The organism is Nonomuraea sp. NPDC049028 (assembly GCF_043197735.1).
Classification (GTDB): Bacteria; Actinomycetota; Actinomycetes; order Streptosporangiales; family Streptosporangiaceae; genus Nonomuraea.
This window is the reverse complement of sequence record NZ_JBICTR010000020.1, coordinates 16,834-42,483: the sequence shown is the minus strand read 5'-3', so window position 1 is coordinate 42,483 and position 25,650 is coordinate 16,834. Positions and strand designations below refer to the sequence as shown.

24 protein-coding genes and 3 pseudogenes are annotated in these 25,650 nt (G+C 68.5%); 8 read left to right on the top strand and 19 right to left on the bottom strand.

The window, feature by feature from the left end; genetic code table 11:
• Nucleotides 1-29: 29 nt before the first annotated feature.
• Entirely contained in the window at nucleotides 30-605 is a 576-nt protein-coding gene (locus tag ACGFJ2_RS53915) for a TetR family transcriptional regulator (protein WP_393482272.1), read from the bottom strand.
• Between the two features lie 63 nt (nucleotides 606-668).
• Here ACGFJ2_RS53915 and ACGFJ2_RS53910 point away from each other — a divergent pair, with 63 nt between their 5' ends.
• Nucleotides 669-1,640 (top strand): SDR family NAD(P)-dependent oxidoreductase, encoded by a 972-nt coding sequence (locus ACGFJ2_RS53910; protein ID WP_393482269.1) that lies wholly within the window; start codon nucleotides 669-671, stop codon nucleotides 1,638-1,640.
• Between the two features lie 26 nt (nucleotides 1,641-1,666).
• Here ACGFJ2_RS53910 and ACGFJ2_RS53905 read toward each other — a convergent pair whose 3' ends face one another.
• From ACGFJ2_RS53905 to ACGFJ2_RS53895, 3 genes are all read right to left on the bottom strand, one after another.
• Entirely contained in the window at nucleotides 1,667-2,938 is a 1,272-nt protein-coding gene (locus ACGFJ2_RS53905) for an MFS transporter (RefSeq protein WP_393482266.1), read from the bottom strand.
• A 134-nt stretch (nucleotides 2,939-3,072) separates the two neighbouring features.
• Nucleotides 3,073-3,483 (bottom strand): VOC family protein, encoded by a 411-nt coding sequence (locus ACGFJ2_RS53900; RefSeq protein WP_357955090.1) that lies wholly within the window; start codon nucleotides 3,481-3,483, stop codon nucleotides 3,073-3,075.
• Nucleotides 3,484-3,488: 5 nt separating this feature from the next.
• Complete coding sequence (locus tag ACGFJ2_RS53895; protein ID WP_393482263.1) at nucleotides 3,489-3,983, bottom strand: DUF4253 domain-containing protein; 495 nt, start codon at nucleotides 3,981-3,983, stop codon at nucleotides 3,489-3,491.
• A gap of 290 nt (nucleotides 3,984-4,273) precedes the next feature.
• On the opposite strand from ACGFJ2_RS53895, the gene ACGFJ2_RS53890 reads away from it, so the two are divergent.
• Together ACGFJ2_RS53890 and ACGFJ2_RS53885 are read left to right on the top strand one after the other, a co-directional pair.
• Nucleotides 4,274-4,999, top strand: a complete 726-nt coding sequence (locus ACGFJ2_RS53890; protein WP_393482260.1) for an ABC transporter ATP-binding protein — start codon at nucleotides 4,274-4,276, stop codon at nucleotides 4,997-4,999.
• Entirely contained in the window at nucleotides 4,996-6,309 is a 1,314-nt protein-coding gene (locus ACGFJ2_RS53885) for an FtsX-like permease family protein (RefSeq protein WP_393482257.1), read from the top strand. Before ACGFJ2_RS53890 ends, ACGFJ2_RS53885 begins: the two co-directional genes overlap by 4 nt.
• 29 nt (nucleotides 6,310-6,338) lie before the next feature.
• Here ACGFJ2_RS53885 and ACGFJ2_RS53880 read toward each other — a convergent pair whose 3' ends face one another.
• The 4 genes from ACGFJ2_RS53880 to ACGFJ2_RS53865 form a co-directional block, all read right to left on the bottom strand.
• Nucleotides 6,339-6,881, bottom strand: a complete 543-nt coding sequence (locus tag ACGFJ2_RS53880) for an SMI1/KNR4 family protein (protein WP_393482254.1) — start codon at nucleotides 6,879-6,881, stop codon at nucleotides 6,339-6,341.
• Nucleotides 6,882-6,924: 43 nt separating this feature from the next.
• Nucleotides 6,925-7,707, bottom strand: a complete 783-nt coding sequence (locus tag ACGFJ2_RS53875; RefSeq protein WP_393482251.1) for a class I SAM-dependent methyltransferase — start codon at nucleotides 7,705-7,707, stop codon at nucleotides 6,925-6,927.
• A gap of 35 nt (nucleotides 7,708-7,742) precedes the next feature.
• The gene (locus ACGFJ2_RS53870) at nucleotides 7,743-8,225 is read right to left on the bottom strand and encodes a GbsR/MarR family transcriptional regulator (protein ID WP_393482248.1); all 483 of its coding nucleotides are present in this window, start codon (nucleotides 8,223-8,225) and stop codon (nucleotides 7,743-7,745) included.
• 87 nt (nucleotides 8,226-8,312) lie between these two features.
• Nucleotides 8,313-9,143, bottom strand: a complete 831-nt coding sequence (locus ACGFJ2_RS53865) for a helix-turn-helix domain-containing protein (protein WP_393482246.1) — start codon at nucleotides 9,141-9,143, stop codon at nucleotides 8,313-8,315.
• A gap of 153 nt (nucleotides 9,144-9,296) precedes the next feature.
• Between ACGFJ2_RS53865 and ACGFJ2_RS53860 the strand changes: the two genes are divergently transcribed.
• Complete coding sequence (locus ACGFJ2_RS53860) at nucleotides 9,297-10,043, top strand: NADPH-dependent F420 reductase (protein WP_393482243.1); 747 nt, start codon at nucleotides 9,297-9,299, stop codon at nucleotides 10,041-10,043.
• 74 nt (nucleotides 10,044-10,117) lie between these two features.
• Here ACGFJ2_RS53860 and ACGFJ2_RS53855 read toward each other — a convergent pair whose 3' ends face one another.
• From ACGFJ2_RS53855 to ACGFJ2_RS53840, 4 genes are all read right to left on the bottom strand, one after another.
• The gene (locus ACGFJ2_RS53855; protein ID WP_357955072.1) at nucleotides 10,118-10,453 is read right to left on the bottom strand and encodes a hypothetical protein; all 336 of its coding nucleotides are present in this window, start codon (nucleotides 10,451-10,453) and stop codon (nucleotides 10,118-10,120) included.
• Between the two features lie 110 nt (nucleotides 10,454-10,563).
• Nucleotides 10,564-11,055, bottom strand: a complete 492-nt coding sequence (locus tag ACGFJ2_RS53850) for a hypothetical protein (RefSeq protein ID WP_393482240.1) — start codon at nucleotides 11,053-11,055, stop codon at nucleotides 10,564-10,566.
• Between the two features lie 560 nt (nucleotides 11,056-11,615).
• A complete protein-coding gene (locus ACGFJ2_RS53845) occupies nucleotides 11,616-12,557 on the bottom strand; it encodes a site-specific integrase (RefSeq protein ID WP_357955068.1) in 942 nt (313 codons plus the stop codon).
• Between the two features lie 181 nt (nucleotides 12,558-12,738).
• Nucleotides 12,739-13,584, bottom strand: a complete 846-nt coding sequence (locus tag ACGFJ2_RS53840; RefSeq protein ID WP_393482237.1) for an oxidoreductase — start codon at nucleotides 13,582-13,584, stop codon at nucleotides 12,739-12,741.
• 266 nt (nucleotides 13,585-13,850) lie between these two features.
• Here ACGFJ2_RS53840 and ACGFJ2_RS53835 point away from each other — a divergent pair, with 266 nt between their 5' ends.
• The 3 genes from ACGFJ2_RS53835 to ACGFJ2_RS53825 are packed head-to-tail and all read left to right on the top strand — an operon-like array spanning nucleotide 13,851 to nucleotide 16,618.
• Nucleotides 13,851-14,795, top strand: a complete 945-nt coding sequence (locus ACGFJ2_RS53835; protein WP_357955064.1) for a helix-turn-helix transcriptional regulator — start codon at nucleotides 13,851-13,853, stop codon at nucleotides 14,793-14,795.
• Nucleotides 14,792-15,649, top strand: coding sequence for an SDR family NAD(P)-dependent oxidoreductase (locus ACGFJ2_RS53830; RefSeq protein ID WP_357955062.1), 858 nt, complete (start codon nucleotides 14,792-14,794; stop codon nucleotides 15,647-15,649). The genes ACGFJ2_RS53835 and ACGFJ2_RS53830 overlap by 4 nt, the downstream gene beginning before the upstream one ends.
• A 45-nt stretch (nucleotides 15,650-15,694) precedes the next feature.
• Entirely contained in the window at nucleotides 15,695-16,618 is a 924-nt protein-coding gene (locus ACGFJ2_RS53825) for an alpha/beta fold hydrolase (protein WP_393482233.1), read from the top strand.
• Nucleotides 16,619-16,858: 240 nt separating this feature from the next.
• Here the strand turns inward: ACGFJ2_RS53825 and ACGFJ2_RS53820 are convergent, their stop codons facing one another.
• From ACGFJ2_RS53820 to ACGFJ2_RS53805, 4 genes and pseudogenes are all read right to left on the bottom strand, one after another.
• The gene (locus ACGFJ2_RS53820) at nucleotides 16,859-17,071 is read right to left on the bottom strand and encodes a hypothetical protein (RefSeq protein WP_393482230.1); all 213 of its coding nucleotides are present in this window, start codon (nucleotides 17,069-17,071) and stop codon (nucleotides 16,859-16,861) included.
• 70 nt (nucleotides 17,072-17,141) lie between these two features.
• A pseudogene (locus ACGFJ2_RS53815) lies at nucleotides 17,142-17,417 on the bottom strand (DUF4158 domain-containing protein); the annotation flags it as partial.
• A 28-nt stretch (nucleotides 17,418-17,445) separates the two neighbouring features.
• Nucleotides 17,446-17,646 (bottom strand): annotated as a pseudogene (locus tag ACGFJ2_RS53810) (DUF4158 domain-containing protein); the annotation flags it as partial.
• Between the two features lie 197 nt (nucleotides 17,647-17,843).
• A complete protein-coding gene (locus tag ACGFJ2_RS53805; RefSeq protein WP_393482227.1) occupies nucleotides 17,844-19,133 on the bottom strand; it encodes an FAD-binding oxidoreductase in 1,290 nt (429 codons plus the stop codon).
• A 74-nt stretch (nucleotides 19,134-19,207) separates the two neighbouring features.
• Between ACGFJ2_RS53805 and ACGFJ2_RS53800 the strand changes: the two genes are divergently transcribed.
• A complete protein-coding gene (locus ACGFJ2_RS53800; RefSeq protein ID WP_357955054.1) occupies nucleotides 19,208-20,623 on the top strand; it encodes a PLP-dependent aminotransferase family protein in 1,416 nt (471 codons plus the stop codon).
• Between the two features lie 191 nt (nucleotides 20,624-20,814).
• Here the strand turns inward: ACGFJ2_RS53800 and rph are convergent, their stop codons facing one another.
• The 3 genes and pseudogenes from rph to ACGFJ2_RS53785 form a co-directional block, all read right to left on the bottom strand.
• Complete coding sequence (gene rph, locus ACGFJ2_RS53795) at nucleotides 20,815-23,463, bottom strand: rifamycin-inactivating phosphotransferase (protein ID WP_393482224.1); 2,649 nt, start codon at nucleotides 23,461-23,463, stop codon at nucleotides 20,815-20,817.
• Entirely contained in the window at nucleotides 23,460-24,092 is a 633-nt protein-coding gene (locus ACGFJ2_RS53790) for a helix-turn-helix domain-containing protein (protein ID WP_358184886.1), read from the bottom strand. The genes rph and ACGFJ2_RS53790 overlap by 4 nt, the downstream gene beginning before the upstream one ends.
• A gap of 7 nt (nucleotides 24,093-24,099) precedes the next feature.
• Nucleotides 24,100-25,353: pseudogene (locus ACGFJ2_RS53785) on the bottom strand (Tn3 family transposase).
• Nucleotides 25,354-25,650 lie beyond the last annotated feature (297 nt).

Genomic DNA, 25,650 nt, shown 5'->3' with positions numbered 1-25,650 from the left:
GGCCCTTCGCGCGGCTTCGGCAAGCGTCTTCAGCGCAGCAGGAGATCGATGGCTACCTCCAGTCGTTCGAGGTAGGCCTCTCGTGATGCGATCTGATGCTTGATGCCGATCGATGCGCTGATCATCGTCTGCGCGACCGGGGAAGCCGCCTCTCGTCCCGACTTTATGGCGATCGCGTCTGTGATCAGTTCCTCGAAACGGCGCCGCGGGGTCTCGATGATCTCTCCGAGGAGGTCGGGATTGTCCTCGATGACCACCGCGACATCGCTCGTCAGCGGGCCGATGTAGCGGCCGGCCCACTGATCGAACGCTTCGACGAGACGCTCCAGAAGGGGTCGGCCGGTGTCGGCCAGGACGCGTTCGACCGCTGTGATGTCGCGATCCAATGCCTGGGCAACTGCGGCACGGAACAGAGTCTCCTTCGCGGAAAAGAGGAAATAGAGCCCAGGCCGGGAGATATGCGCCGCCCGCGCCACCTCCTCCATCGAGGTCTTCCGGTAACCGAATCGCGCGAACGTGACCATGGCGGAGTCCAGAACTATGGACCGACGGTCGGTATTGGCGACTGTCGACGGCGGCGGGTGACCAACCTCGGGACTGCTCATGAAGCGAGCATACGAGCGAGAAGCTAACTATACAAATATTGTCTAGTCTGTATAGTCGCCGCCATGACCACTCCCAAACTCATTTCCACGCCCTTCACCTCTTCCAGCACCGCCGCCGAGGTGCTACGGGGCGTCGATCTCACCGGCGTCCGCGCGATCGTGACCGGAGGTTCCTCTGGAATCGGGACCGAGACGGCTCGTGCGTTGACCTCTGCCGGAGCGGAAGTGACGCTCGCTGTCCGAAACACGACCGCGGGTGACGCCGTCGCCGAGACGATCGCGAAGTCGACCGGCGGGATCCGGCCCCGAGTCGTCCGGCTCGACCTCGCCGATAGGACCACCATCACGCGATTCGTCGACGCGTGGAACGGCCCGCTTCACCTGCTGATCAACAACGCGGGCGTGGTCACCGGTGGTCTCGAACGGACGCCCGAGGGCTGGGAACTGCAATTCGCGACGAACCATCTAGGCCACTTCGCCCTGGCTTCCGGCCTTCACGACGCCCTGGCCATGGGAGCGACCGACCGCGACGGAGCACGGATCGTCTCGGTCAGTTCGACAGCGCACATGCGTTCCGGCATCGACTTCGACGACCTCCACTTCGAGCGTCGCAACTACGACCCGCAGATCGCCTACGCCCAATCGAAGACGGCGAACTCTCTCTTCGCTGTCGAGGCGACCCGCCGTTGGGCATCCGACGGCATCATCACCAATACGGTGAACCCCGGCGGTGTCGCGACGGGACTGCAGCGGAACTTCACCGCGCGGCAGAAGGCGTCGCTAGATGCGGCCGAGGCCGCCGGAGTCTTCACCTACAAAACGGTCGAGCAGGGAGCCGCCACCAGCATCGTCGCGGCCGTCACCCCGGAGTTCGCTCACTCCGGAGGCCACTACCTCGACGACGCGCAGGAGGCCTACACCGTGCCGGACGACGCCGACCTCGCACAGCACCCCCACGGTGTCAAGGAATGGGCGCTCGATCCCACCACCGCCAAGCGCCTCTGGACGGTCTCGACCGATCTGCTCCGCGTCTGACCTCTCGACACTGGTGACAGGTCCGTTTACCGCACCCGATCGCGCGTGGAATGTGCGATCGACCCGGGTGCGCGCCTGAGCACAGCCAATGCCGCGATCGGGAGCAGCAGCAGTGTCAGCCCACCGGACAACACCAGCCCTCCGGTGCTCCCGGCCAGCTCGATCAGTGGTCCGCCGACGATCAGGCCGAGCGGGGCGGCCACCGTGGAGCCGGTCGTCCACAGCGTGACGACCTGCTGTTGCTCGTCGGGCTCGAGCCCCGATTGCAGGAAGCTGTACGCGACAGGCGTGAACGGCGCCCACACCAGGCCGCCCAGGCCAAAGACGATCAGCGCGAGAGTGAGATCGCCGACGAACGCCAGAGCGACCGGGCACATCGCCCACAGGCCGATGATGGCGATCAGCACATGACGCTGTGGAAGGTTGCGCAATTGATTGACGAGAGCGGCGCCGACGAATGCGCCCATGCCCAGCGCGCCCCACATGAGACCCAGAGCGGACGCGTCGGCGTTCAGCGTCCCGCGTACGTACAGGGGAAGCGCCACCTCGATCGGCATGTAGAAGAAGTTGAAGAAGAACTCGACCACCAGCAGCCGCGCGGCGACCGGTCGGCGACGCAGGATCCGCCAGCCCGATTCGCGGACTCCCGCGCGACCAGGCGCGTCACGATCTTTGGTGGCTCGGGGAACGGATATCAGGACGGCGGCCAGCAGGATCAGCGCACCACACGCGTCGAAGAAGAGCGCGACGCCCGCGCCGGTGGACGCCACGATCACTCCGCCCAGCACCGGGCCGACGATGTAGAGCGCGAACGTGGAATTCAGCCCGAGTAAGCCGTTGACCGCGAACCGCCCGCTCTCACCCACGATGGACGTCGCCAGCAGACGCCGGCTGCTGGAGCCGGCCATCCGGAACGTCGCGCCGAACAGGAGACCAACGATGAGCACGGGCAGTGAAAGTCGCTCGGTGACGGCCAAGACGCCGAGGAAGGCGAAGGTCAGCGACCGTAAGACACAGTCGGCGAGCAGGAGGGTTCGCGGCGGCACCCTCACCCGCCCCAGTCCGATGGCCAGGGCGAGGATGGTGGACAGGACGAACGGCGCCGCCTCCACCAGCCCGATGGCGATCGCCTTCGGCACACTGCCGTGGATGGACAGCGTCTGTACGGGCATGGCCACGATGATCATGCCCGTACCGGCGTTGGCCAGGAGGTCGCCCAGCAGGAGCCCGGCCATCTGGCGGTCGCGCAGCACCGCGCGGTAGGACCGGTTGGCCTCAGGGGTCGCTCCGGTGGGCATGTGGGCTGGTCTCCTCCTCAGAGTCTGAGAGTCGTCTCGAACGTCCGGTCAGTGCCGGGTCGATGATCTCACCGTTCCGGTCGGCTCAGCGAACTGCCGTCGCCGGTCGTCAGCCGGCCCGGCCCGGTCGAGGCTCAGCGCGACTCCTGGATGCGGATGAGGTTGCCCGCGGGATCGCGGAAGGCGCAGTCGCGGACGCCGTACGGCTGCTCGGTCGGCTCCTGGACGACCTCGGCGCCGCCGGCCTGCGCCCGCTCGAAGGCACCGTCCAGGTCGGCGGTGGCCAGAAGGATTCCGGCATAGGTGCCCTTGGCCATCATCTCGACGATGGTGCGGCGCTCGTCGTCGGTGACGCCGGGGTCCACGACCGGAGGCTCCAGGACGATGGACGTGCCGGGCTGGTCGGCGGGGCCGACCGTGATCCAGCGCTTCCCGTCGTATCCGACGTCATCGCGCACCTCGAAGCCGAGGATGTCGCGGTAGAAGGCCAGGGAGAGATCGGGGTCGTCGTGCGGCAGGAAGCTCGCGTGAATGGTGATACCCATAGCGGTCAGGCTAGGCACGGCTCGGTTGCCCGTGCTTCTCGATTCCTGACCGGTCCGTTCACCTGTTCCGCCATCGCTTGCCTCTGGAGCTTGAGGGTCACCGGCCGAGATGTAAAGGACCAATCGCCGGAGCCGACCAGCGCTTCGGCATAGTCCTCGAAGTCTCCGCAGCCCTGCCAGATGGTGTCCGGGGCGAACGCCTCATGCTCGGCCGCCACCTGGCGGGCGTGCTCGAGCGTGGTCGGTGGTGCGGCCACGGACAGCTCAAGCGTGCTGTAACCCACGGTCACCACACGAGCCCCGAACCGCTCTTCCCACGAACGGACCACGGCCGAGATCTCCTCCGTTTCGTTGGTGTGGTTGAGCGGCCCGGTCCATCCGCACAGCGTCAGCGTGTCCGCGCCGCGTGTGGCTGGGACCAGGCCGAGCAGCCGAGGGCGGGCCGCGCCGAGGGACTCGGCGAGCAGCGCGGCAGCCGTGTCAGGATCCCGGCCCGGCACGCCCGGCGGCGCCAGTCCGGGCCAAGGGCCGAGCGAGCCATCGGTCCAGAACCCGACCAGTACGTTCTCGGCGGTCAGCGCGTCGATGGCACCGATCGGCGCGGCATTGAGTTCGCCGTCGTGCCACGGTCGTCCGGAGCCGTCTCGGAGCTCGTCCAGCAGCAGCGGGTAAAGGCCGGTCTTGTCGCGACGAACGACGCACCCTCAGGAGGCGTGCGGCGAGCCTCAGGGACCGATCAGGGAGATACCTGATGGGCGATGATCGACGCGCTGCGGCACGCTTGCCGATCATGAGCGATCACGCGGTTCTCCTTGAGGGAGTGACCAGGACATATGGAAAAGGTGCTGCCGAGGTGGCCGCGCTGCGGCAGATCAGTGTCGGGTTCCCGCGCGGCAGTTTCACCGCGGTGATGGGCCCGTCGGGGTCGGGGAAGAGCACGCTGCTGCAGTGCGCGGCCGGGCTGGACCGGCCGGACTCGGGCGCGGTCCTGATCGCCGGGCAGGACATCACCCGCCTGGGGGAGAAGGAGCTGGCGGTGCTCCGCCGCGACCGGGTCGGCGTCATTTTCCAGGCGTTCAACCTGGTGCCCTCGCTGACTGCCTGGCAGAACGTCATCCTGCCCCGCCGCCTGGCCAGGCGGCGGCCCGACCCGTCACGCGTGCGCGAGTTGCTGCACCGGGTCGGCCTGGCCGGGCGGGAGGGGCATCGCCCGGCGCAGCTGTCCGGTGGCCAGCAGCAGCGGGTGGCGATCGCCCGCGCCCTGCTCGGCAGGCCGGAGGTGCTGTTCGCCGACGAGCCGACGGGAGCGCTGGACCGCCGCACCGGGCACGAGGTGCTGGCACTGCTGCGGGAGGCGGTCGACGAATTCGGCCAGACGGTGGTGATGGTCACCCATGATCCGGAGGCGGCGGCCCGGGCGGACCGCGTGCTGTTCCTGACCGACGGGATGATCGTCGACGTCCTGGACCGGCCCTCGGCGGACCAGATCGGCATGCGGTTGAGTGGTCGCCGGTGACACTCGTGCTGGCCTGGAACAACGTACGAACCAATCGGATGGGCTTCGCCGCTTCGTTCACGGCGGTGGCCTTGGCCGTGATGCTGGTGGGCGGTAGCGGCCTAGTGGTCGCCGGCGCGTCCACACATGACGAGTCGAACGGCGTCATGGGGTTGCTGGTGTTGTCGGCCGTGGTGTCGGGGTTCGTGTCGGTCTTCGTGGTCGCGGGCATGCTGAGTCTGCACGTGCTGAGGCAGCGCAGGACCTTGGCACTGCTGCGCTCGGTCGGCATGACGCCGCGGCAGGTGAGCCGGCTGGTCACGGCGGAGGCGCTGATGGTGGCCGTGCTGGCGAGTGCGGCGGGCTGCGCGCTGGCCGTGCCGTACGCCGTGATGATGGCGGCGTTCATGCGGATGACCGGACTGGCGCCCGGAGGCGTACCGGTGAAAGTGACGGCGGGGCCGTTCATCGTGGCGCTGGTGGTCGGGCTGGCGGTGACGCTGCTGGCGGCCCGGATCGCGGCGCGCAAGGCTGTAGGTGTGGGCCCGCTGGAGGTGCTACGGGACAGTGCGGCGCAGCGGCGGCTGCTGCCCTGGACCAGGGCCGTCATCGGAGCGGCGGCGTTGGCCGGCGGCACCGTGCTGTTGTGGCTCGTACCGCACGTCAGGCCGAAGGACGCGGCGCCGACCGCGCTGGGGGCGACGATGGTGCTGTGCGTGGCCGCATCCGCGTTGGGCCCCGTCGCGCTGCGTGGGATGGGGTGGCTGCTCGGAGCCGTGGCGGCCCGGCTCGATCCGGGTGCCGGGATGCTGGCCAGGTCCTCACTGGTCGCTCAGCCGCGCCGGGCGATGTCGGCGGCGTCTCCGGTGATGTTGACCGTGGCGCTGGCGTGCACCTTCCTGTTCGCCGTGGCGACCTCCGACGCGGCGGCGGGTGTCACCCGTACCGGTGCGTCGGCGTGGGCGGCTCCGATGCTGGTGGGGTCCGCGGTGGTCTACACCGTGATCTCGGTGCTCAACGCGACGGCCATGTCGATGGCCGAGCGGACCGAAGAGATCCGGCTGCTGCGCAGCGTGGGGACCAAGCCTCGACAGCTGGTCAGGGCGGTGTGCTGGGAGACGCTGATCGTGACGTGCGCCGGGACGCTGCTCGGAACGGGCATCGCCGCCGCCTCGCTCACCGCGCTCGGCAAGGCCGCGACCGGCGAGGCGTGGTTCGCCTACTCCCTGCCGCAGTACGCCGGGCTGGTGCTGGTCTGCGCTGTGAGCGGCCTGGCCGGAGGACTGGCCGCCACACGGAGAGCACGGCACGGGTCGCTGCTGACCCTTTGACCGGCGAGCTAAGGCCAAGTGAGTCTCACTCAGCGACACATCGCGTCGATGAGATCCGTGAACTGCGGGAACTCGGCTCGGGCGGCAGCGACGATCTGCCTGGGGGTACGGCGGCGGCCGGGTGCGTGTCGCTCGGCGATCGTTTGGAAGGCCTCATTCGGCTCGGTGGGGGAGCCGGGGTCCGTGAAGGCCTCGGCGGGGCCCAGCCCGGCGGCGAACAGCCAGAGGAGATCGCCGAGATCCCGGGCGATCACACCTGACTCACCCTCCGACCCGATGTAGACAACGGGCTGCTCGGTGATCGCGGCATCGGGCCGTACCAGCCAGAAGCCGGTGTAGTCGCCCGACCCGGTCGTGCCGAAGAAGCGGAACTCGCCGCCGTCGACCTCTTGGTTGCCGGTCCACAGGCGGAACCACCACGCCGTCCGGTCAGGCTCCTCGAAGTGATCGTATGGCTCGAAGTCGCAGCCGCGGGTCTCGTCGGTCTCCTCGTCCCACTCCCACTCGAAGCCGACCTCAGCCACCTCGGCCAGGGCAGTGGGCAACGCGAGACCTTCAGGTGTGTCCGTCACCCGGAAAGATTAAACGATCAATCGGGTCTGGTGCCCGGCGCGGTCAGAAACCGAAGCGGAACATCCGGTAGAAGTCTCTGGACGCGGGGATCATGTTCATGAGGCGGTACGTGACGCGGTAAACGCGCACGGGAATCTTCGCGTACAGCGAGGCGAAGGGGACGTCCTCGAGATACCTGAATCGCGGATTCCACCGCTCGATCTCCCGGCGGTCCCGAATCGCCGACGAGTAGGACGGATATCCCTTGCGGGCCAGCCTCTTCGACATCCGTTGTGTCAGGCGAACGACCCATGGGGCGAATCCATCGAACAGTAATTCTCCGCTGCCGAAACGGTCGGTTAATTGTTGGAGCAGCCGCTTGTTCTCGTTTTCGGTGAGGTACATCAGCAGCCCTTCGGCGATGAGCAGCACCGGATACTCCGTGGGAATCTCGTCCAGCCACCTCGTTTCGGTGACCGAGGAGCCGATGGTGCGGTACCCGTCCAGCTCCGGGTAGAGCTTGCGGCGCAGGTCGATGACATCGGGAAGGTCGACGTCGAACCAGCGGACGCCGACCGGCAGGTCGAGCCGGAACGCCCGGCTGTCCAGCCCGCAGCCCAGGTGCAGCACGACGGCGTCCGGATGCCGGCGGAGGAAGTCGGCGGTCCAATCGTCGAGTTGCCTGGCGCGCAATGCCAGCATGAACCGGTTGCCCGCCCCGCCGCGTAGCATCAATTTGCCGAAGTCGTAGTCGATACGATCCACGACCCCGGCCGCGACGTGATCCCGGAGAATCGAGTCCTTCGAACGACTTTCCCAGGCCCGGAGATACAGGGTGGCGAGCATCGTCCGCTCCACGCCGGTGAAGTCGATCTTCTCCTTCATCGCCCTCTCCTTTTTGTCGCGCGGTAGTCCTCCCACCGCCGCATGAATTCGTCGTGGACCTCGGTGGCGGAGAACTCGCAGAAGTCGCGGAGCTCTTCGAGATGATTCCGTTGTTCCGGGCGGCCCTCCCCGATCACCGACAGCCCGAACTCGGCCGCCTCCGCACCGGCTCCCATGCGATCCAGCTGGACCTGCAGCACGCGGGTGAAACCGCCGGGTGTGAGCCGGTAACGGTGCTCGCGGGTCGAGGAGGGCAGCCGCTCCACCAGGCCGCCTTCCTGCATGGGCCGGATGACGGTGCTGATCGACGGCTTGCTCACCCCGAGCGCGGCCGCCAGTTCGGTCAGCGACTGCTGCGGCGGATCACAGATCATCAGCCAGCCGTAGATCCGTCCCATCGTCCGGGGACCGCCCACCATCTCGAAGAACAGCCCGAGCCGGTCAACGAACTCGGCCTCGTCCGGGGAGATCTCGGTCACCGCATCTACCGCCTATATAGCATCGATCGTTAAGAAGAATCTTAACGAACTATACGCGCTTGGCGCCGGAGGGGACAGGCACGCGGCCTACAAGCTCCCGAGTTCTTTCAGTGCCTGCTCAGTTGCCGAGCCCGGCTCGGCGGCGTACAGGTCCAGCCCGCAGCACGACGGTTCGTCGGGCAGCGTGATGAGCTCGCGGTGCAGGGTCAGTTCGCCCACGACCGGATGGTGCAGCACGTACGTCCGGGACCGCAGCCGCGCGACCGGATGCTCGGCCCACATCCGCGCGAAGTCCGCGCTCAGTTCCCGCATGTCGCCGATGTGCGCCGCGAGTCCGGCGTCCCCGCGATGGCGCCCGAACAGAACGCGTAGATGCCCCACGTGCTCGCGCGCCGCCCGCTCCCAACCGGTGCGGTGCAGCACACGCGCGGAGGGCTCGGTGAACAGCAGGTGCGAGAGCGTGCGGCGGTTCTCGGCCAACGCGGGGAAGTCCCCGAACACCACCACGGCGAGTTGGTTCCAGCCGACGATCTGGGTGTGCCGGCCGATCACCAGCGCCGGCGTCGTCACGAACGACGCCAACAGGTGACGAAAGCCAAGAGGCACCTCCGACGGGTCTCCGGCACCCGCGCACGGCTGGGGACGCCGTGCTACCCGGTGCAGGTACGTCAGTTCGTCGGTGTCCAGGCGCAGCGCCGCGCCGACGGCGCCCAAGATCTCGTCCGAGACGCTGTCGCCTTTGCCCTGTTCCAGACGCGTGTAGTGGGCGATGCTCACGCCCGCCAGCCGGGCCAGCTCCTCACGCCTCAGGCCCGCGACCCGGCGCGCTCGGCCGTAGTCGCGCAGCCCGACGTCCTCCGGGCGCAGGCGGGCACGGCGCGACTTGAGGAACTCGCTCAGCTCGATCCGGTCGTCCACGCGACAACCCTACGTCTGGGCGTGCGGCGGGTGATCACGCCGTGAGTACGCAGGACACGGGCCTGGCCGGACGATCGCGGCGGCTCCACGCTGTCAGGCGAGCCACCCACGAGCTCCTGTCCCGGCATCCACCCGAATGAATGGAGACAAGTCATGTCCAAAACGCTCGGACTCATCGGCAGCGGAATGATCGGTTCTTCCGTTGCCCGCCTGGCCATCGCGGCCGGCCTCGAGGTTGTCCTCAGCAATTCGCGAGAGCCCGAGACCCTCGCCGATCTCGTCGCCGAGCTGGGCGGGGGTGCACGTGCGGCCACACCGGCAGAAGCGGCACGCGCCGCGGACCTGGTGGTGGCGGCCATCCCGCTGAACGCCTACGAGCGGCTCCCCGCCGAAGCGCTGGCCGGCAAGACGGTGCTGGACACGGCGAACTACTACCCCGAGCGGGACGGCCACCTGGCCGAGCTGGACGCGGGTGAACTGACCTCAAGCGCGCTGATCCAGCGCCACCTCGCGGACTCCCAGGTGGTCAAGGTGTTCAACACCATCACCCCGCACCAGTTGTTCTCCCTCGCCCGGCCGACGGGAGCGCCGGACCGCAGCGCCCTGCCCATCGCCGGCGACGACGCGGCGGCCAAGGCAGAGACCATCCGGCTGCTGGACGTCCTCGGCTATGACGGGGTGGACATCGGCCCGCTTGCCGACAGCTGGCGCAGCGAACCGAACACGCCGGTATATATCCACCCCTATCTCGGCGAGACGCCCGCCATGAACGTTGAGGCCTTCCTCCGCTGGACCGTCCAGACACCCGGCGTCGCCGTTCCCGCAGCGCAGGTCGGCAAGCTCGTCGAGATCGCGGTTCGCCAACCGGCCGGGGCGGCCAGGCTCCCGAGCGACGACTGAGTCAGCCGTCCTTCCGGCTGGTCACGTGGAGACCCGGCGAGCCGCGATCACCAGCAGGACGATCGCGCCGACCGTCAAGATGCGTTGCTGGTCAGGTCGACCGCCTGGCTCACGGGCTCGGTCGTGACCGGCTCCCATGGGAACGAGTGCCACGCGTACGTGAGCATGGCCCCCGCCGCGAGCGCCAGCCGGTGCGCGTCCGACCAGCCGGAGCGATGCGACCAGCGGGCCACCAGCGCGCCGACCGTGGCGAACACCGCCCAGGGGCTGGGCGCCTTCCCCTCGGCCATGGGGACGCTGGGACGCGGGCGCAGGCCGAGCACGACGAGCGCGGCGACCACCACGGCCGCCCTGACGTATTGGAGCGGGCCGGCGAGCAGGCCTTTGTTGGCGGCAGTGGCGGCGGTCACGCAGGCCGGGGCGACGGCGCGCTATCGCAGCGAGAGCGCGAACGCGATCACGGGACAGGCGCCACCTCATGGAGGCTCATATACGTAAGGTACTCCCGGAGATTGCCGGTCTAGTCGATGTCCTGAGCGATGAACTCGGCGTAACCGTCCGCGTCCCAATTGAAATCGGACTTGGGATTGTGGTCATGGATCTCCATCTCAAACAGCCAGCCCTCGCCGTAGGGGTCCCTGATGAGTAGCTCCGGAGTGTTGGCGAGCTCGGTGTTGACGGCGACGACTTTCGCCTCGACTGGTGCGCAGAAATCGCTCCAGTCCTCGTCAGGAGCAGCATCCCCGTCCTCCCACTCCTCGTCAGAATCAGCATTCCCCTCCTGACTCCAGCTGACCCGACCGAAGTAGTCACCCAGCTCGACGTAGCTACCTACCTCAGGCAACTGCACCTGCAGCCCTCTGTCGGGGATCTGACCTATGAAGAAGGTGGTGAAGCCGACCCTTACCCGGTCGCCAGGCGTGTCCAGCTTCCTGTTGCGCTTGAACCACTCCCCGTTGCCCCACATGTGCAGCTCACCGGCGTACAGGCGATCCTGGGGGTACTCGCTCACTTCTTCCTCCCGCAGAAAGGCAAACCGAACTCTTCTGATCTTCGCCCGGCGGCGGCTGTAGTGTCGAGGGGCCGCACCCGGGCCCAGACCACCGCCGTGGCGTGGGCGTCCAGGAGGCCGCGCGCCCCAGGTGGTCAGCACCGCGCGACGTTCGCGGAGCTTGATCTGTTCGGCGACCAGGAGGGCGATGTGGTTGCAGGCCACGCACCGCGGCCTCTGCCCACGTACGGCGAGGCCCTGCTGACACTGGGCACCGCAGTCGGCGCACACACGCTGCGTGGCGGTCGGCCGCCGCGAGCAGGTCCGCATCGTGGACGAACTCAGGGCGAGCCGGCCGTCCACCAGCGGCCGGGTGTCGGTACCGGTCGCCGCGAGCAACCGTGCCGCCGGGCCGGAGACCTATGGGTGTGCGTGACCAGCCTGGGTGAGGGCGGCTTGTTGAGGCCTTCGAGGAGGCTGAGTGCAGGAATTGGCGGTAGCGACCTGTGACTTCTTGGTCCTGTTAGTGGTCTGTGATGGGCCGGGATTCCTGTAGCTACGGCCGGCCGCCACTCGGTTGATCAGTGGGTACGGCGGAGAGGCGCCAGGGCCTCGGTGACCTTGGCGATGGCCTCGGCACCGGGTTTGACGTAGCGCATGGCGGTGCGGGGGTTTTTGTGCCGGGTCTTGCCCATGATGAGCTGCAGCGGGATCTCGGCGTCGCCGAGGTGGGTGGCCGCCGAATGGCGCAGCTGGTGCAGGTCGAGCCCGGCGTGCTTCTCCAGCAGGACGCGGGCGCGGTCATAGCCGAGCCGGGCACGGCCGGTGTGCGGGCAGATATCGGCGGCCGCCGGGCGACGGGCCGGGACGGGGCGCCGTTCGGATAGGAACAGCGGGCCGCGGGTGCGTGCGCTGCTGTCGGGGAGCCGCAGCAGGCGGGGCAGCAGGTGGGCGGTGCCGCTTTCCCAGTACACCCATTCGACGGCGCCGCCCTTGGACCGGACGGGGGCGCGCCGGTGCTCGAGGTCGAGGTCCTCGACGTTGAGCGCGAGGATCTCGGCAGCTCTGGCCGCCGTTTCATAGAGCATCCGCCACAGCGCCCGCTCGCGCAGGGGGATGTCGCGGCGCGACAGCAGCCGGTGGATGGTGGTCTTGGCGATGGCGCGGGTTTCGTCGGCGGTTTCCTTGCGGCGTTCGGCGTCGGCCGGGATCGACGGGGCGGTCCAGTGCTTTTTGGTCTGGCACCAGGTCAGCCAGGAGGTGACGGCGGCGCGGTTGCGGTTCCAGGTCGCCGGCGCGCTCGCTCCCCACAGCTCGGCGAGCGCCTGGCCGATCTCGGAGTCGGTCACCTCTGCCAGCGGGCGGTCCCGGTTGAGCAGGGCGATGACGCGGTCGATGGCCGAGGCGTAGGCGCGGTGGGTGTTGGGGTTGGCCGTGCGCGGGGTGGCGAGGAAGGCGTCGGCGGCCGCGGCGAGGGTGACGTGCTCGCCGCGCAGGGCGGTGACCTTCGGCGCGCTACTCATGCCGGCCGCCCGGCGGCGCTTGTCGCACTGGCCCGGATGATGTACCGGATAACGTGCCGGAGTCGCGCACCGCCCCGGAGAGAGGTACGCCTGGTCGCCGCACCGTCATGATCGCTTATGTACGTGATAATAGACGATTATCACGTACATCTCATATGTCGGCGCACCCCCAGCGGCTGGATCAGGCTGCGGGAGCGTCGAAGTCGGCCGTCTTGGTCAGCGCCTCGTGGGCACGGGCCTCGGCGAGCATCGACTCCCACTGCTCGATCGCCATGCTGTAAGCGGCGGCGCCCAGGAGCAGCCGCTGCGGGTGCGTGTCACCCGCGAGGGCGGTGATGATGGCCCGGGCGGCGGCATCGGGGTCGCCGGGCTCCTTGCCGGTCTCGGCGCGGAACGTGGCGCGCTGGGCGCCGACGATGTCGGCGTAGTCGGTGATCTCCTGCTCGGGCAGGGTTTCGCTGGCGGAGCGGCCGGCCCAGTCGGTGCGGAACGGGCCGGGCTCGACCAGCAGGGTGGTGATGCCCAGCGGGGCGACCTCCTGGCGCAGGGCATCGGTGAGGCCCTCGACGGCGAACTTGGTGGCCGCGTAGTAGCCGACGGCCGGGAAGGCGCGCAGGCCGCCGATGGAGGAGAAGTTCACGATGGTGCCCGAACGGCGCTTGCGCATGCCCGGCAGGACGGCGCGGATGACGTCGGAGAGCCCGAAGACGTTGATCTCGAAGATCCGGCGGATCTCCTCGTCGGTGCTCTCCTCCACGGCCGCGAAGTAGCCGATACCGGCGTTGTTGACCAGCACGTCGATGCCGCCGAACCGGTCCTCGGCCGCGGCGACCGCGGCCCGCACCTGCGCGGGGTCGGTGACATCCAGCGGCAGGCCCAGGGCCCGGTCGCCGCCGCGTTCGATGATGTCGCGGATCTGTTCGGGGCGGCGGGCGGTGACGACGGCCTGATCGCCGTGGTCGAGGACGGCGAGCGCCAGGGCGCGGCCGAACCCGGTCGAGCAGCCGGTGATGAGCCAGGTCTTCACGTGTGATCTCCCGAATGTTGACGAAGGTTCCCCCTCTTTGCGCGGACGCCACGCCCGCGACGGGGGTGCGTGCCCTGGGCCTGGCGCGGCCGGGGCAGGCGGGTCCGGCCGGTGTTCCGGGCGGGCCCGATGTCCAGTACACGACCCGGTCGCGGGGTGGTGGGGCGCGATGAGTGTCCCTGTTGTTCCTGGTCAGCGGATACATGGGACGCAGCGTCCTACGTTGCGGGCGGGTCAGGCCTCTCGGGCGGGGGCAGCATGGAGATATGGCCAGAAATGTGGAGTTGAGTGAGTTTCTGCGCCGGTGCCGTGCCCGGGTGAGTCCGGAATCGGTCGGACTGCCTGAGCGCGGCGCCTACCGGCGGGTGCCCGGCCTGCGCCGGGAGGAGGTTGCCCAGTTGGCCGGGGTGAGCACCGACTACTACACGCGGCTGGAGCAGGGCCGTCCGATCAGCCCGTCGCCGGGCGTGCTGGAGGCGATCGCCGCGGCGCTGCGCCTGGACGAGGCTGAGCGCGCTCACCTGTCGGACCTGATGCGGGCGCACACGGGCGGGGGGAAACCGTCCGGCGTGCCGATGGTGCAGCGGGTCCGGCCGGGGCTGCACCGGTTCCTGGAGTCGTTCACCGACCAGGCCGGGTTCATCCTGGGCCGGCGTGGGGACATCCTGGCCAGCAACCACCTGTGCCGGGCCCTGCTGGCCGACTTCGACGCCATGCCGTATCGGGAGCGCAACCTCACCCGCTGGATCATCCTGGACCCGGCCGCCCGCGACCTTTACCTGGACTGGGAGCGGATCGCCGCGGAGATGACGGCGATCCTGCGACTGGACGCCGGACGCCACCCCGACGACACCCGCACCGCGGAGCTGGTCGGGGAGCTGGCGATGAAGAGCGAGCACTTCCGCCGCTGGTGGGCCGACCACAAGGTGCTCACCCGCACCTTCGGCCGCAAGCGGTTCCGGCACCCGATCGTCGGGCCGCTCACCATCGACTACCAGGCCCTCGCCATACCAGGCGAGGAAGACCAGACCCTCTTCCTGTACCTGCCCGCAGACGACCAGGCCGACCAGGACGCCTGGCGGCTGCTGGCCAGCTGGGCCGCCGACCCCGCCACCGGCAGGCAGAAGGCGTCAGGCTCGGCGGCCCGGTCCGCCACCGACACCGCAGACGCCGCCACGGACACCGCACACACCGATAGGAGCACCTCATGAGCACCACCCACCACACCTCCGAACGTCCGCTGGCGCTGGTCACCGGCGCGTCGGGCGGGATCGGCTACCAGCTGGCCCTGCTGTTCGCCCGTGACGGCTACGACCTGGTGGCCACCGGCCGCAGCGACAAGATCCACCGCATCGCCGCCGACTTCGAACGGCATGGCGCCCGCGTCTTTCCCGTCCAAGCCGATCTGGCCGATCGCGAGGGCGTGCGCGCGGTCTGGCAGGCCGTGCAGGACACCGGACGGCCGTTGCGGGCGGCGGTCCTGAACGCCGGACGCAGCATCGGCGGCGCGTTCCTCGACACCGACCTGGACGACGAGCTCGACCTCATCGCCCTGAACACCACCTCGGTGGTGTCGCTGGCCAAGCCCGTGGTGCGGCACATGGCCGAGCACGGCAGAGGCCGGATCCTCATCACCTCCTCCATCTCGGCGCTCACCCCGACCCCGTACGAGACCGTGTACGGGCCGACCCGGGCCTTCACCTACTCCTTCGCCGAGTCGCTGCGCCAGGAGCTCAAGGAGCGCGCCCCCGGCGTCACCGTGACCGCGCTGCTGCCCGGCGCGACCGACAGCGACTTCCACGCCAACGCCGGGATGAGCAACACCGCTTTGGGCCCCGGCGCCAAGAAGAACAGCCGCGTCGAGGTCGCCGCACAGGGCTTCCGCGCGCTCATGGCGGGCAAGCATCATGTCGTCGGCGGGGACCTGGCCACCAAGCTCACCGCTCTGGTCAACCGGATTCTGCCCGAACCGCTCAAGGCCGCCCGCCAGGCCCGCATCACCCGCCCGCGTGACACCGGCCGCCCCGCGGCGCCGCGCCGGGAGCCCGCCGCGCCCGGCCGCTGACCGGCCCGCACGCGACCTCGCAGGTCAGGAAAGGATCACCGCGCCATGCACCAGCGCTTCGACGCGGCCGAAGAGAGTGTCCACGTCAGGCATGGCAAAGCGTGGGTCGACCAGGACGGCAACGTGCGCCTGGGCTACATCCTCGCCGTGCCGGTCGACCGCGAACCCGACAAGACGGTGCTGCTGGTGCACGGCGCCCCGCAGACCCGCTACGCCTGGCGCAAGGTCATCGGCCCGCTGGCCGAGGCCGGCTACCGGGTGATCGCTCCCGACTACCGCGGGGCGGGCGCCTCCACCAAGCCGCGCGACGGCTACGACAAATGGACCATGGCCGGCGACCTGCACAGCCTGGTCCACGACGTCCTGGCGGTGACGGGGCCGGTGTCGCTGGTTGGCCACGACCTGGGGTCGATGCTCGCGCTCAGCTACGCGCTGCGCTACCGGTCCGACGTGGTCAGCGCGACGTTCATGGAGGCTCCGCTGCCCGGCACCGACTACTACGAGCAGCGCAAGGTCGCCAAGAGCGCCTGGCATTTCGACTTCCACGCCAACCCCGACATCGCCGTCTACCTCACCCATGGGCGTGAACGCTGGTACATCAACCGGTTCTTCGACGACCTGGCCTACCAGCCCGACGCCATCGGCAACGACGATCTGGACCTCTACGCCCGCGCGTTCGAAGCGCCGGGCGCGATGCGCGCCCTGTGCGAGATCTACCGCGAACTCGACCATGACGCCGACCTCAACCGCGCCGACCTTTCCCGCCAGGGCAAGCTCGCCATCCCGGTTCTGGCCTCCGGCGGCGGCACGCAGATCCTGTCCAAGGAATACGAGCCGATGTGCCGCCAGATCGCCGAGAACGTCACCGGCCGCCTCGTCCCCGATTGTGGGCACTGGGTCGCCGAGGAGAACCCCGGCTACTTCACCACCATGTTCCTGGAGTTCGACGAGGGCGCCCGCACCCACTGACCGGAACTTAGGCAGAAAACGAGGGGGAGCCCCACCATGCCCAACAGCCGCACCGACCACCTGCAGGACCGCGTAAGCGTCATCACCGGCGCCTCCTCCGGCATCGGCGCAGCCAGCGCCCGCGCCCTGGCCGCCTGCGGCGCCCGCGTCGTCCTGGCCGCCGCAACGCCGACAAACTCAACGACCTCGTCACCAGCATCCGGGACGCCGGCGGCACCGCCACCGCCCGCGTCACCGACGTCACCCGGCCCGACGACGTCGAGGGCCTGGTGGAGTTCGCCGCCCAGGAATTCGGCCCACCCTGGCGCCGAGCCGGGCGATCTCGCTCACCCGGCGCAGTTCCTCGGCCATCACCCGGCCCGAGGCCCTCCTCGGCGGCGTACGCAGCCGCTCCAGCTCTGAACGACGCTTGCCGTCCGGCACCGCCAGCAGCCCCACCAACGCGGCACGCATTTCCTGCGATAACCGGCCCGACAACAGCCGCGTGCAGCCGCTCGTTCTCCGCCCGCCGAACCTCACCGACCAGCCGCACCAGGACCGTGATGCCCGGCAGCAGTATCCGCTCCTTGAGCAGGTGCACCCGCGCCCGGTCGAACAACGCCCGTGGTCCCTCCACCGACGCCCACACCCGCGCCGCCACGTACTGGCGCACCTCCTGCTCGCACGCACCGAAGTCGCGGTAGCCGAGCAGTTCGCGGATCTGCCACGCGTGCTCGTAGGCGGTCTTGGGCCGCTGCCCGTAGTCGGCGAAGCAGGCCGGATCCAGATCCAGCTGCTCGGCTACGAAGGCGACCGCCCCGGACGGACGGGACCGCGAGCGGGTCCTCGGTCAGGAAGACCCCGAGCATCCGCACGGTTGCCCACTGCACGGCCCACCCCAGCCGGGTGGCCGGGCGGCGTTTGTCAGCCAGCGCGTCCAGCGCCGCCCGGTCCAGTCGGAAGAACTGCTCCAGCTCGGACGCCGACGGTTCCTCGGGGAAGCGGCCGTAGCGGGCTACCTGCTCATCGGAGAGAAATTCGAATGGCATGAGCCAGGACCGTAGGACCATTCATCAGGGCAAACAGTCCTCGTCATCGAACCGAAACGAAGATCAAGTTCCTAGCGCCAATTCCTGCACTCAGCCTCCTCGAAAGCCTTGACGGTAGTGGGCGGCTTCGAGTTCGGCGGGTGGATGTCGTCGCAGGACTGGGCCGGTTGGGGCCTGGAGCAGTTGGACAAGAGGCGCTAGACGGTCGGCCGGATGTTCTGGTTGAGGTGGAAGACGTTGGCCGGGTCGTAGCTGTTCTTCAGCGCGGTCAGCCGGGCCAGCTTGGCCGGGGGGAAGGCGCGGTTGACGCTTTCGCCGTTGAGGGTGTTGACGTAGGCGCCGCCGGCGTACGGGTCGAGGGTGGCGGCGTACGCGCGGATCGTGGCGATCCGTTCGGCGTCGTCGGCGGGATCCTCCCAGCGGGTGGCGGTGACGAACTCGAACTGGGTGTCGCGGTGGCTGAAGGCGGCGTCGTCGTCCGCGACCTCGGCGATCGCGCCGCCGTACGCCTGCAGGCTGGCGCCGATGCCAGGGTTGCGGAGCAGAGCGCGGATCGCCTCGTCGGGCAGAGCCTTGAAGTAGTGGCCTTTCCAGTAGCGGCGGAACCGATGTCCTTGCACGCTGTCTTCGCGGCTCTGCAGGGTCAGGTAGGACAGCTCCTCGACGCTCTCGGCAACTATCGTGCCGAGCTCGCGGAAGGCCGCGATCAGCTCGGCACCCTCGTCCGGGTCACCCACCCAGACGAAGCCGATGGTCAGTTCCTGGCCGCTGATGCTCGCGGTGAAGGTGGCCTGGCGGGGTGCGGTAGCGTTCAGGTCGCGCCAACCTCGCAGTACGGCGAAGGCCTCTTCCCAGGCGTAGGTGAACTCGGCGACGAGGGTGCGGGTGCCGACCTGGTGCAAGCGGAACTCGAACGCGGTGACGATGCCGAAGTTGCCGCCGCCACCGCGCAGTCCCCAGAACAGCTCGGGGTTCTCGGTCGCGCTCGCTGTCACGATGTCGCCGGTGGCGGTCACGACTTCGTACGAGGCCACATTGTCGCAGGCGAGCCCGAACTGCCGGGCGAGCCAGCCCATCCCGCCGCCGAGGGTGAGGCCGCCGACGCCGGTGTGCGACACATTGCCGGCCGTGGTAGCCAGGCCGTACTCCTGCGCGGCGCGATCCAGTTCGCCGAGCAGGGCGCCGCCCTGGATCCAGGCGAGCCGCCGCTCGGGGTCGACGCGGACCTCGTTCATCGGCGTCAGGTCGATCATCATCCCGCCCTCGGGTACAGCGAGTCCGGCGATGTTGTGGCCGCCGCAGCGGACCCCGATCTCCAGGTCCCCGGCCTGGGCGAAGCGGACCGCCGCAGCGACGTCCGCGGTGGCGTGACAGCGGGCGATCACGGCCGGGTGCCGGTTGATCATCGCGTTCCAGACCGTTCGCGCCTCGTCGTACCCGGCCTCTCCCGGGTGCAGCAGCTCAAGGGTGAGAGCGGTGGTGGTCATCGTCGTACTCCTGTCGCAAGTGGTGGTGCTCACCACCCTGACAGCGAAGCGGTACTTCGATAAGGTCCAGTTCTGTGAGCCGATCCAGGACCAATTTGGGCACCGGTGAGCTGCTCGTCGAGCTCCGGCGCGACTCGTCCGTGCCGCTGCACCAGCAGTTGGAAAGCGGCATCCGGGACCGGATCCGGCAGGGGCTGCTCCGGGCCGGCGCGGTGATGCCGGCGACGCGCGCCCTCGCGACGGATCTCGGGCTGTCCAGGGGAGTGGTCGTCGAGGCCTACCAGCAGTTGGTGGCCGAGGGGTATCTGGTCAGCCGGACCGGCGGTTACACGCAGGTGGCGCCGGCGGCGGCCGGGATCCAGGTGGAGCAGAAGAGCGCCGCGGCAACCGGTGAGCCGCCCCGGATCGATTTCAAGTACAGCAAGCCGGACGTCTCCCAGTTCCCTCGCGCTGCCTGGTTGCGGTCGATCCGCAAGGTGCTCAACGAGACGCCGAACAGGAGCCTGGCCTACCTGGACGGGCGCGGCACCACCGAACTCCGTGAGGCTCTGGCCGACTACCTGAACCGGGTTCGCGGTACGTCGGCGCGGCCGGAGAACATGCTGATCTGCAACGGCTTCGCCCAAGGTTCGCGGCTGCTCCTGCAGGTGCTGGCGGCTGCCGGGTATCGCCGGCTGGCGGTCGAGGACCCGTCCGACAATGAGGTTCGCGACGTCGCGACGAAGGCGGGGCTGGAGACGGTCGGCGTACCGGTGCTGGAGACCGGGCTGGAGGTGGAGGCGCTCGAGCGGTCGCGAGCCGACGTCGTCCTGGTGACCGCTGCCCACCAGTTCCCGACCGGTGCGGTAGCTTCGGCGCAGACGCGGGCCGGGTTGGTCGCGTGGGCCACGAAGCACGATGTTCTGGTCATCGAGGACGACTACGACGCGGAGTACCGGTACGACCGCGAGCCGATCGGCGCCATCCAGGGCCTGGCGCCGGAGTCCGTGGTCTACGCCGGTACGGCGAGCAAGACGCTGGCGCCAGGGCTCCGGCTCGGCTGGCTGATCCTGCCGAGCCGTCTGGTCGAGCCGATGTCGACGGCCAAGGTGGCCGACGATCGCGGCTCGCCGGTGTTCGACCAGCTGACCTTCGCGGACTTCGTAGCGCGGGGTGAGTTCGATCGGCACCTGCGCCGGATGCGGCCGAGGTACCGGCAGTTGCGGGACACGCTCGTCGGCCGGCTGGCCGAGCGGGTGCCGGACCTCGTGCCGATCGGAGTCTCCGCGGGCCTCCATGTGATGACGTGGCTGCCACCCGATCTGACCGAGGCCGCTGTGACGAATGCGGCGCTGGAACGCGGCCTCGGGGTCTACGGCCTGGCCCCCTACTGGGTGGAGAAGGCGGGACCGGAAGGTCTGGTCTTCGGGTACGGCAACCTGACCGAACCGGCCGTCGTCGAGGGCATCGACCTGCTCGCCGATGCCATCGGCTCCCTCCGCCGTCAGTAGCCGGGCGCCTTCCCCTCGGCCGTGGGGGTGCTGGGGCGCGGGCGCAGGCCGACCACGACGAGCGCGGCGACCACCACGGCCGCCCCGATGTAGGACTCCGGCGATCACGGCGAGTGCGTCGGCGCTGGCGAGGTTGAGCAGCAGGATCAGCAGTTCGAAGTAGGATCTGGTCACGTTGGTCGAGTGTCCGTTCAATCGAGGAGCTCGACGTAGCCGGCGGTGCCGTTGATCCGGATACGTTGGCCATCACGGATCAGCCGGGTGGCGTTCTCGACGCTGACGACGGCGGGCAGGCCGTACTCGCGGGCCACGATGGCGCCGTGGGTCATCATGCCGCCGACCTCGGATACCAGGCCGGCGATGGTCACGAAGAGCGGGGTCCAGCTCGGGTCGGTGAACGCGGTGACGAGGATGTCGCCTGCTTCGGTCTGTGCCGCTTGGAGGTTGTGGATGACGCGGGCGCGGCCTTCGACGATGCCCGAGGAGACGGGTACGCCGATCAGGGCGCCGTCGGGCAGGTCACCGGCGTCGTAGCTGCCGGTGACGACCTCGCCGGTCGAGGTGATGACGCGGGGTGGGGTCAGCCGCTGAAAGAGGGTGTCGTCGCGTCGGCGCTGGTCGATCAGAGCTTGATCGGCTTGGTGAGTGTGGGCGGCCTGCCGGAACTCCTCGAAGCTGAGGTAGTCGGCGTCGCTGGGGTCGTGGATGACGCCCAGGCTGGCCAAACGCATGGCTTCGCGCCGCAGGGCGTGCTTGTAGACCAGGTGCCGTTGCATGAGGGCGTACTTGGGGTACTCGCGGAAGCCGATGAAGTTGCGGTAGAGGCTGATCATCTTGCGGGCCTGCTTGGCCTTGCGCCGGCCTCTTGAGTGTTCGAGTCGGCGGATGATCCGCTCGGCCGTGGTGTCGGCTTGCTGGAGTTTCTCCTGGAAGAGGCGGGAGTGTGAGGCGGGCGGGAAGTTGTTGATGTTGTTGAGGATGAGCGGGATCAGCATGGTGGGTTGTTCGGCCCAGCGGGTTTTGGTGATGTCGATTTCGCCTGGGCAGCGCATGCCGTACTTGTCGAGGTAGTCGTGGATCGCGGTGGCCGCGTCGGCACCGCCGTCGATCGCGGCGAGATCGTCGAAGAACGTTGTGTCGTTGGCGTGTTCGAAGTAGGTCAGGACGGCGGGATGCTTGCGGACGACGTCGGCGACGTCGAGCAGTTCGAGGCCCATCTGTGCGGTCACGTTGTTGGACAGCGACTGGGCCAGCACGTCTGTGGCATTCTCCTCGCCGGGCATGTTCTTCACGGTCTTGTGCAGCCAGTGCTGTGCGTACAGCATGATGAAGCCGATGCCGTAGTTGTCCAGCACGACCTGGCGGTATTCGATGTCCATGTCACGCACGATGAAGTCGAAGAGGTCGGCACCGGTCCTGCCGGCGATCGCCTTCGCGACCTTGGCGGCTTCCTTGGTGTTGGCCTCGATCACCTGGTTGACCAGGCCGGGATCGTTGCGACGGTAGACCGACACGGCCTGGAGCAGCCCGGACAAGATCTGACCGAGCGAGCCCCCGGTGATGCCGAACGACATGCCGCGAGACAACGTCCGCACATAGTCCTTGCGGTCCAGGATGCTCGCCAGTGCCTTCTGGATCAGCAGGTCCGCAGACCCCAGACCTTTGTAGACGAAGATCTTGGCCGCGTAGGAGGAGGACAGGTCACGAGACACGTCCATGTAGATCCGGCCACCGGCTCCCACGATGGGCTGGCTGGCGAGCTTGCGAAACCCTATCTGGAACATCGAGATGCCCAAAGGCCGCATCACGTCGGTCATCTGCTGTTGGTGGCTCATCGACATGTAGACGTGGTTCTTGCCGTCCTTTTTGCTGTCGTCCGACTGCGGAATCGGGAACAGCGTCGTGATCGCACGCGACTGCAGGACGTAGACCTTTCCGCCAGCAAGACACCACTCGATGTCTTGTGGACGACCGAAGTGCGCTTCGATGACGCGGCCGGTCTGCTCCAGTCGCAGGATCTGTTGGTCGGTCAGGGTCTGGGCGTGCTGCAGCTCAGTGTCGAGCTCCACCTGGCGGGTGCCGCCCTCGGGACGAGCGTAGATCGCGACCTGCTTGGTCGAGATCTTCTTGCTGGCGATCTCACCGGACCGGACCTTGTACAGATCGGCGTCGACCAGACCCGACACGAGTGCCTCCCCCAAGCCGAAGCCGGCCTCGATCGACACCGTCGTGCGGTCGGAGTTGACCGGATCCGCGGTGAACATGATGCCCGACGCCTCGGGGAACACCATTTCCTCTACGACAACAGACAGGTACACCTTCTGGTGGTCGAACCCGTTCTGCATGCGGTAGACCACCGCACGTTCGGTGAACAACGACGCCCAGCACCGGCTGATGTGGCGCAGGACGGCGTCCGCGCCCACGACGTTCAGATAGGTTTCCTGCTGCCCGGCGAACGACGCGTAGGGCAGATCCTCGGCCGTGGCGCTGGAGCGGACCGCGTACGGCACGCACTCCCCGCGCTCGGCGAGCCGAGCCGTGACCGCCGCTTGGATGTCTTCTGGGATCGGGGCGCTGTCGATCAGAGCCCGAATGCGCGCGGCGAGAGCGTTGACCGCGGCACGATCGTCAGCCTCGAGCCGACCCAGCTGGGCCAGCGACTCGGCCAGGCCCTCGATCCGGGCGGTCGCCGCTCGGTATGCCTCGGTCGTGACGCAAAAGCCGCCTGGGACCTCGATCCCCTCGATCCTGGATAACTCGCCGAGGTTCGCGCCCTTGCCGCCCACCAGTGGCAGCGCCGTGTTGCCGATGCCGTCGAAGTCAAGGACATGGCCGCTCATCCCGCGGTGCCTTCCTGGTCGGCTGGTACGCTCGGCCGCACCTCCGCAATACCGGGCACGGCTATCAGGCTGGAATAGACCTGTGCGGACACGCGGTGGACGCGATACAACGTCGCCAGGTCGTCGGGGTCGGCGTCGAGAGCGGCCGCGATCACCTCGTACATCGCTTCCGTGCCGACGGTGAACGCGTGCACCGCGGCCGCGAACCCGCGCACATCCTGCACACCAGCCACCGGGTTGGCGCGGAAATACCCCTCGAGCATGTCCACGCCGTTGCGGAACGTCTGTGCCCCGAACTCTGACCCGTCCAGCACTGACCGTCCCAGGTAGCGACCGAGCTCGGCGCGGCGCCGATCCAGAATCGGCTCCAGCCCCTTCGCCATCCGGGCGAGGTTCTGCTCCTTGATCTGGGCCAACTCCGCGACCACCGCCTGGTCGCAGGCCCGGCGCAACCCTTCCTTTGAGCCGAAGTGATGCCTGATCAGGCCTCCGGAGACACCGGCCGCCTTCGCGATGTCGGCCACCGACGTCGCCGCGTAGCCCTTCTCGGCGAACAAGCGCATCGCCGCCTCACGCATCCGCGCACGCGCCGTCAGGTCAACTGCCTCTGCCACCTGCTCACCCAACATAGGCACCTCACACCCATAACGCTATACGTTCATATAGGAGACTATATGAACGAATTGCGGTCGGGCAACGCGCCCGGATCTGCGAGAGAAACGCTGCCGCCCGGATCCAGTTCGCCGCGGTCAAAAACCCCGACAGCGACACTGCCGACGACGACTTCGACCGCCGGGCCCAGTCAGCCGCGGACAAGAACGAGGCCCGCGACAACCGCGTCTCCGGCCGGGTGAACGGGAAGCTGCCGTGGAAGTTGATGTGCTCCCAGATCAACGGGGACAGCCGGGCCCGGATCTCCGGTCCGATCACCAAGTTCCCGTCTGCCTGCAGGGCTTTCACGGCGGCGTCGATGTAGAGGCTGTTCCAGTAGATGATCGCGTTGAGACCCAGACCGAGCGCGCCGAGCTGGTCTCCCATGCCCTTCGCATAGCCCTGGCGGAGCTGGCCGAGGTTGCCGAAGAAGACCCGGCGGGCCAGGCCGTTACGGCCCTCGCCGATGTTGAGCTGGGCGCCCATCATCCACCGGTAGTCCTCCAGGTGGGCGACGTGCAGCAGGTGGATCGACTTGAAGACGCGGCCGTAGTGCGCGAACGCCGCTCCCAGACCGGTGAGACGGCCATCGGCCGACAGCATCCGCAGCAGATCGTAGGCGCGCACCTGGTTCGTCACCAGTGACCCGGCCACATGCAGCATGTCGGCCCAGTGGTGCCGGATGACCCGTACGTTGATCTTGCGCAGGCCCAGATCGTTGAGGTGCAGGTAGCCGTTGTCGGCCTTGGCGACCGGCTGGCCGGCCAAGCCGACGTCGACCATGTCGAGCCGCCACATCTAGGCGTCGCCGATGTCGGCGATCCTGGGGACGAACTGGTAGCCGCAGATCGCGAACAGGCCGAACACGATGTCGCTGTAGGAGGCGGTGTCGGTGGTGACGATGTCGGGCTGCTCGATGGCGTCCAGGCGGTGCAGACTGTCCAGGATGAACAGCGAGTCCCGCATCGTCCCCGGCACCACCAAGCCGGCGGACGCCGCGGCGATGCTCTCGTGGTGGAAGTATCCCTTCTCCACCCCGAGCAGGCGGCTCAGCGTGAGCGCCTTGGCCACGGGGATGAACCCGACGTTGCAGGACCGTGCGACCAGCACGCCGGCCTGACAGATGTCCAGATCGGGGCGCCGCGCCTCCGATCCCGACAGGTGCGGCATCACCTCGAAGTACCCGGTGTGGCCATTGACCTCCAGCAGCAGCTCGGGGTAATCGATGCGCGGCAGCATCGCCTGCACGGCGTCGTGCACCCTGGTAGCCGTCCGGCAGCGGCAACGCCGCCAGCTTCTCCAGGTTCAACCGGCCACCCTTGGCCGCGACCTGCTTGTAGGCGGCGTCCAGGTCCTCGGCGAGATCCTGCAGATGCCGGGTCGGGTCCGTCTCCAGGCCGAGCGCGATCAAGACGCTGTCGCGGTGCACCCGCCACACCGGCTGCGGGATCAGCTTGCCGCGCGGATCGCCCCATCGGTCGGCGCCGACCGCGTACACATAGCGCCCATGCAGGGCTTCCAGCAGGCAGAAGGTGT

Coding starts and splice junctions, on each gene's coding strand:
- ACGFJ2_RS53915 (WP_393482272.1), bottom strand. CDS start 605: ATGAGCAGTCCCGAGGTTGGTCACCCGCCGCCGTCGACAGTCGCCAAT.
- ACGFJ2_RS53910 (WP_393482269.1), top strand. CDS start 669: ATGACCACTCCCAAACTCATTTCCACGCCCTTCACCTCTTCCAGCACC.
- ACGFJ2_RS53905 (WP_393482266.1), bottom strand. CDS start 2,938: ATGCCCACCGGAGCGACCCCTGAGGCCAACCGGTCCTACCGCGCGGTG.
- ACGFJ2_RS53900 (WP_357955090.1), bottom strand. CDS start 3,483: ATGGGTATCACCATTCACGCGAGCTTCCTGCCGCACGACGACCCCGAT.
- ACGFJ2_RS53890 (WP_393482260.1), top strand. CDS start 4,274: ATGAGCGATCACGCGGTTCTCCTTGAGGGAGTGACCAGGACATATGGA.
- ACGFJ2_RS53875 (WP_393482251.1), bottom strand. CDS start 7,707: ATGCTCGCCACCCTGTATCTCCGGGCCTGGGAAAGTCGTTCGAAGGAC.
- ACGFJ2_RS53860 (WP_393482243.1), top strand. CDS start 9,297: ATGTCCAAAACGCTCGGACTCATCGGCAGCGGAATGATCGGTTCTTCC.
- ACGFJ2_RS53845 (WP_357955068.1), bottom strand. CDS start 12,557: ATGAGTAGCGCGCCGAAGGTCACCGCCCTGCGCGGCGAGCACGTCACC.
- ACGFJ2_RS53835 (WP_357955064.1), top strand. CDS start 13,851: ATGGCCAGAAATGTGGAGTTGAGTGAGTTTCTGCGCCGGTGCCGTGCC.
- ACGFJ2_RS53830 (WP_357955062.1), top strand. CDS start 14,792: ATGAGCACCACCCACCACACCTCCGAACGTCCGCTGGCGCTGGTCACC.
- ACGFJ2_RS53825 (WP_393482233.1), top strand. CDS start 15,695: ATGCACCAGCGCTTCGACGCGGCCGAAGAGAGTGTCCACGTCAGGCAT.
- ACGFJ2_RS53820 (WP_393482230.1), bottom strand. CDS start 17,071: ATGCGTGCCGCGTTGGTGGGGCTGCTGGCGGTGCCGGACGGCAAGCGT.
- ACGFJ2_RS53805 (WP_393482227.1), bottom strand. CDS start 19,133: ATGACCACCACCGCTCTCACCCTTGAGCTGCTGCACCCGGGAGAGGCC.
- rph (WP_393482224.1), bottom strand. CDS start 23,463: ATGAGCGGCCATGTCCTTGACTTCGACGGCATCGGCAACACGGCGCTG.
- ACGFJ2_RS53790 (WP_358184886.1), bottom strand. CDS start 24,092: ATGTTGGGTGAGCAGGTGGCAGAGGCAGTTGACCTGACGGCGCGTGCG.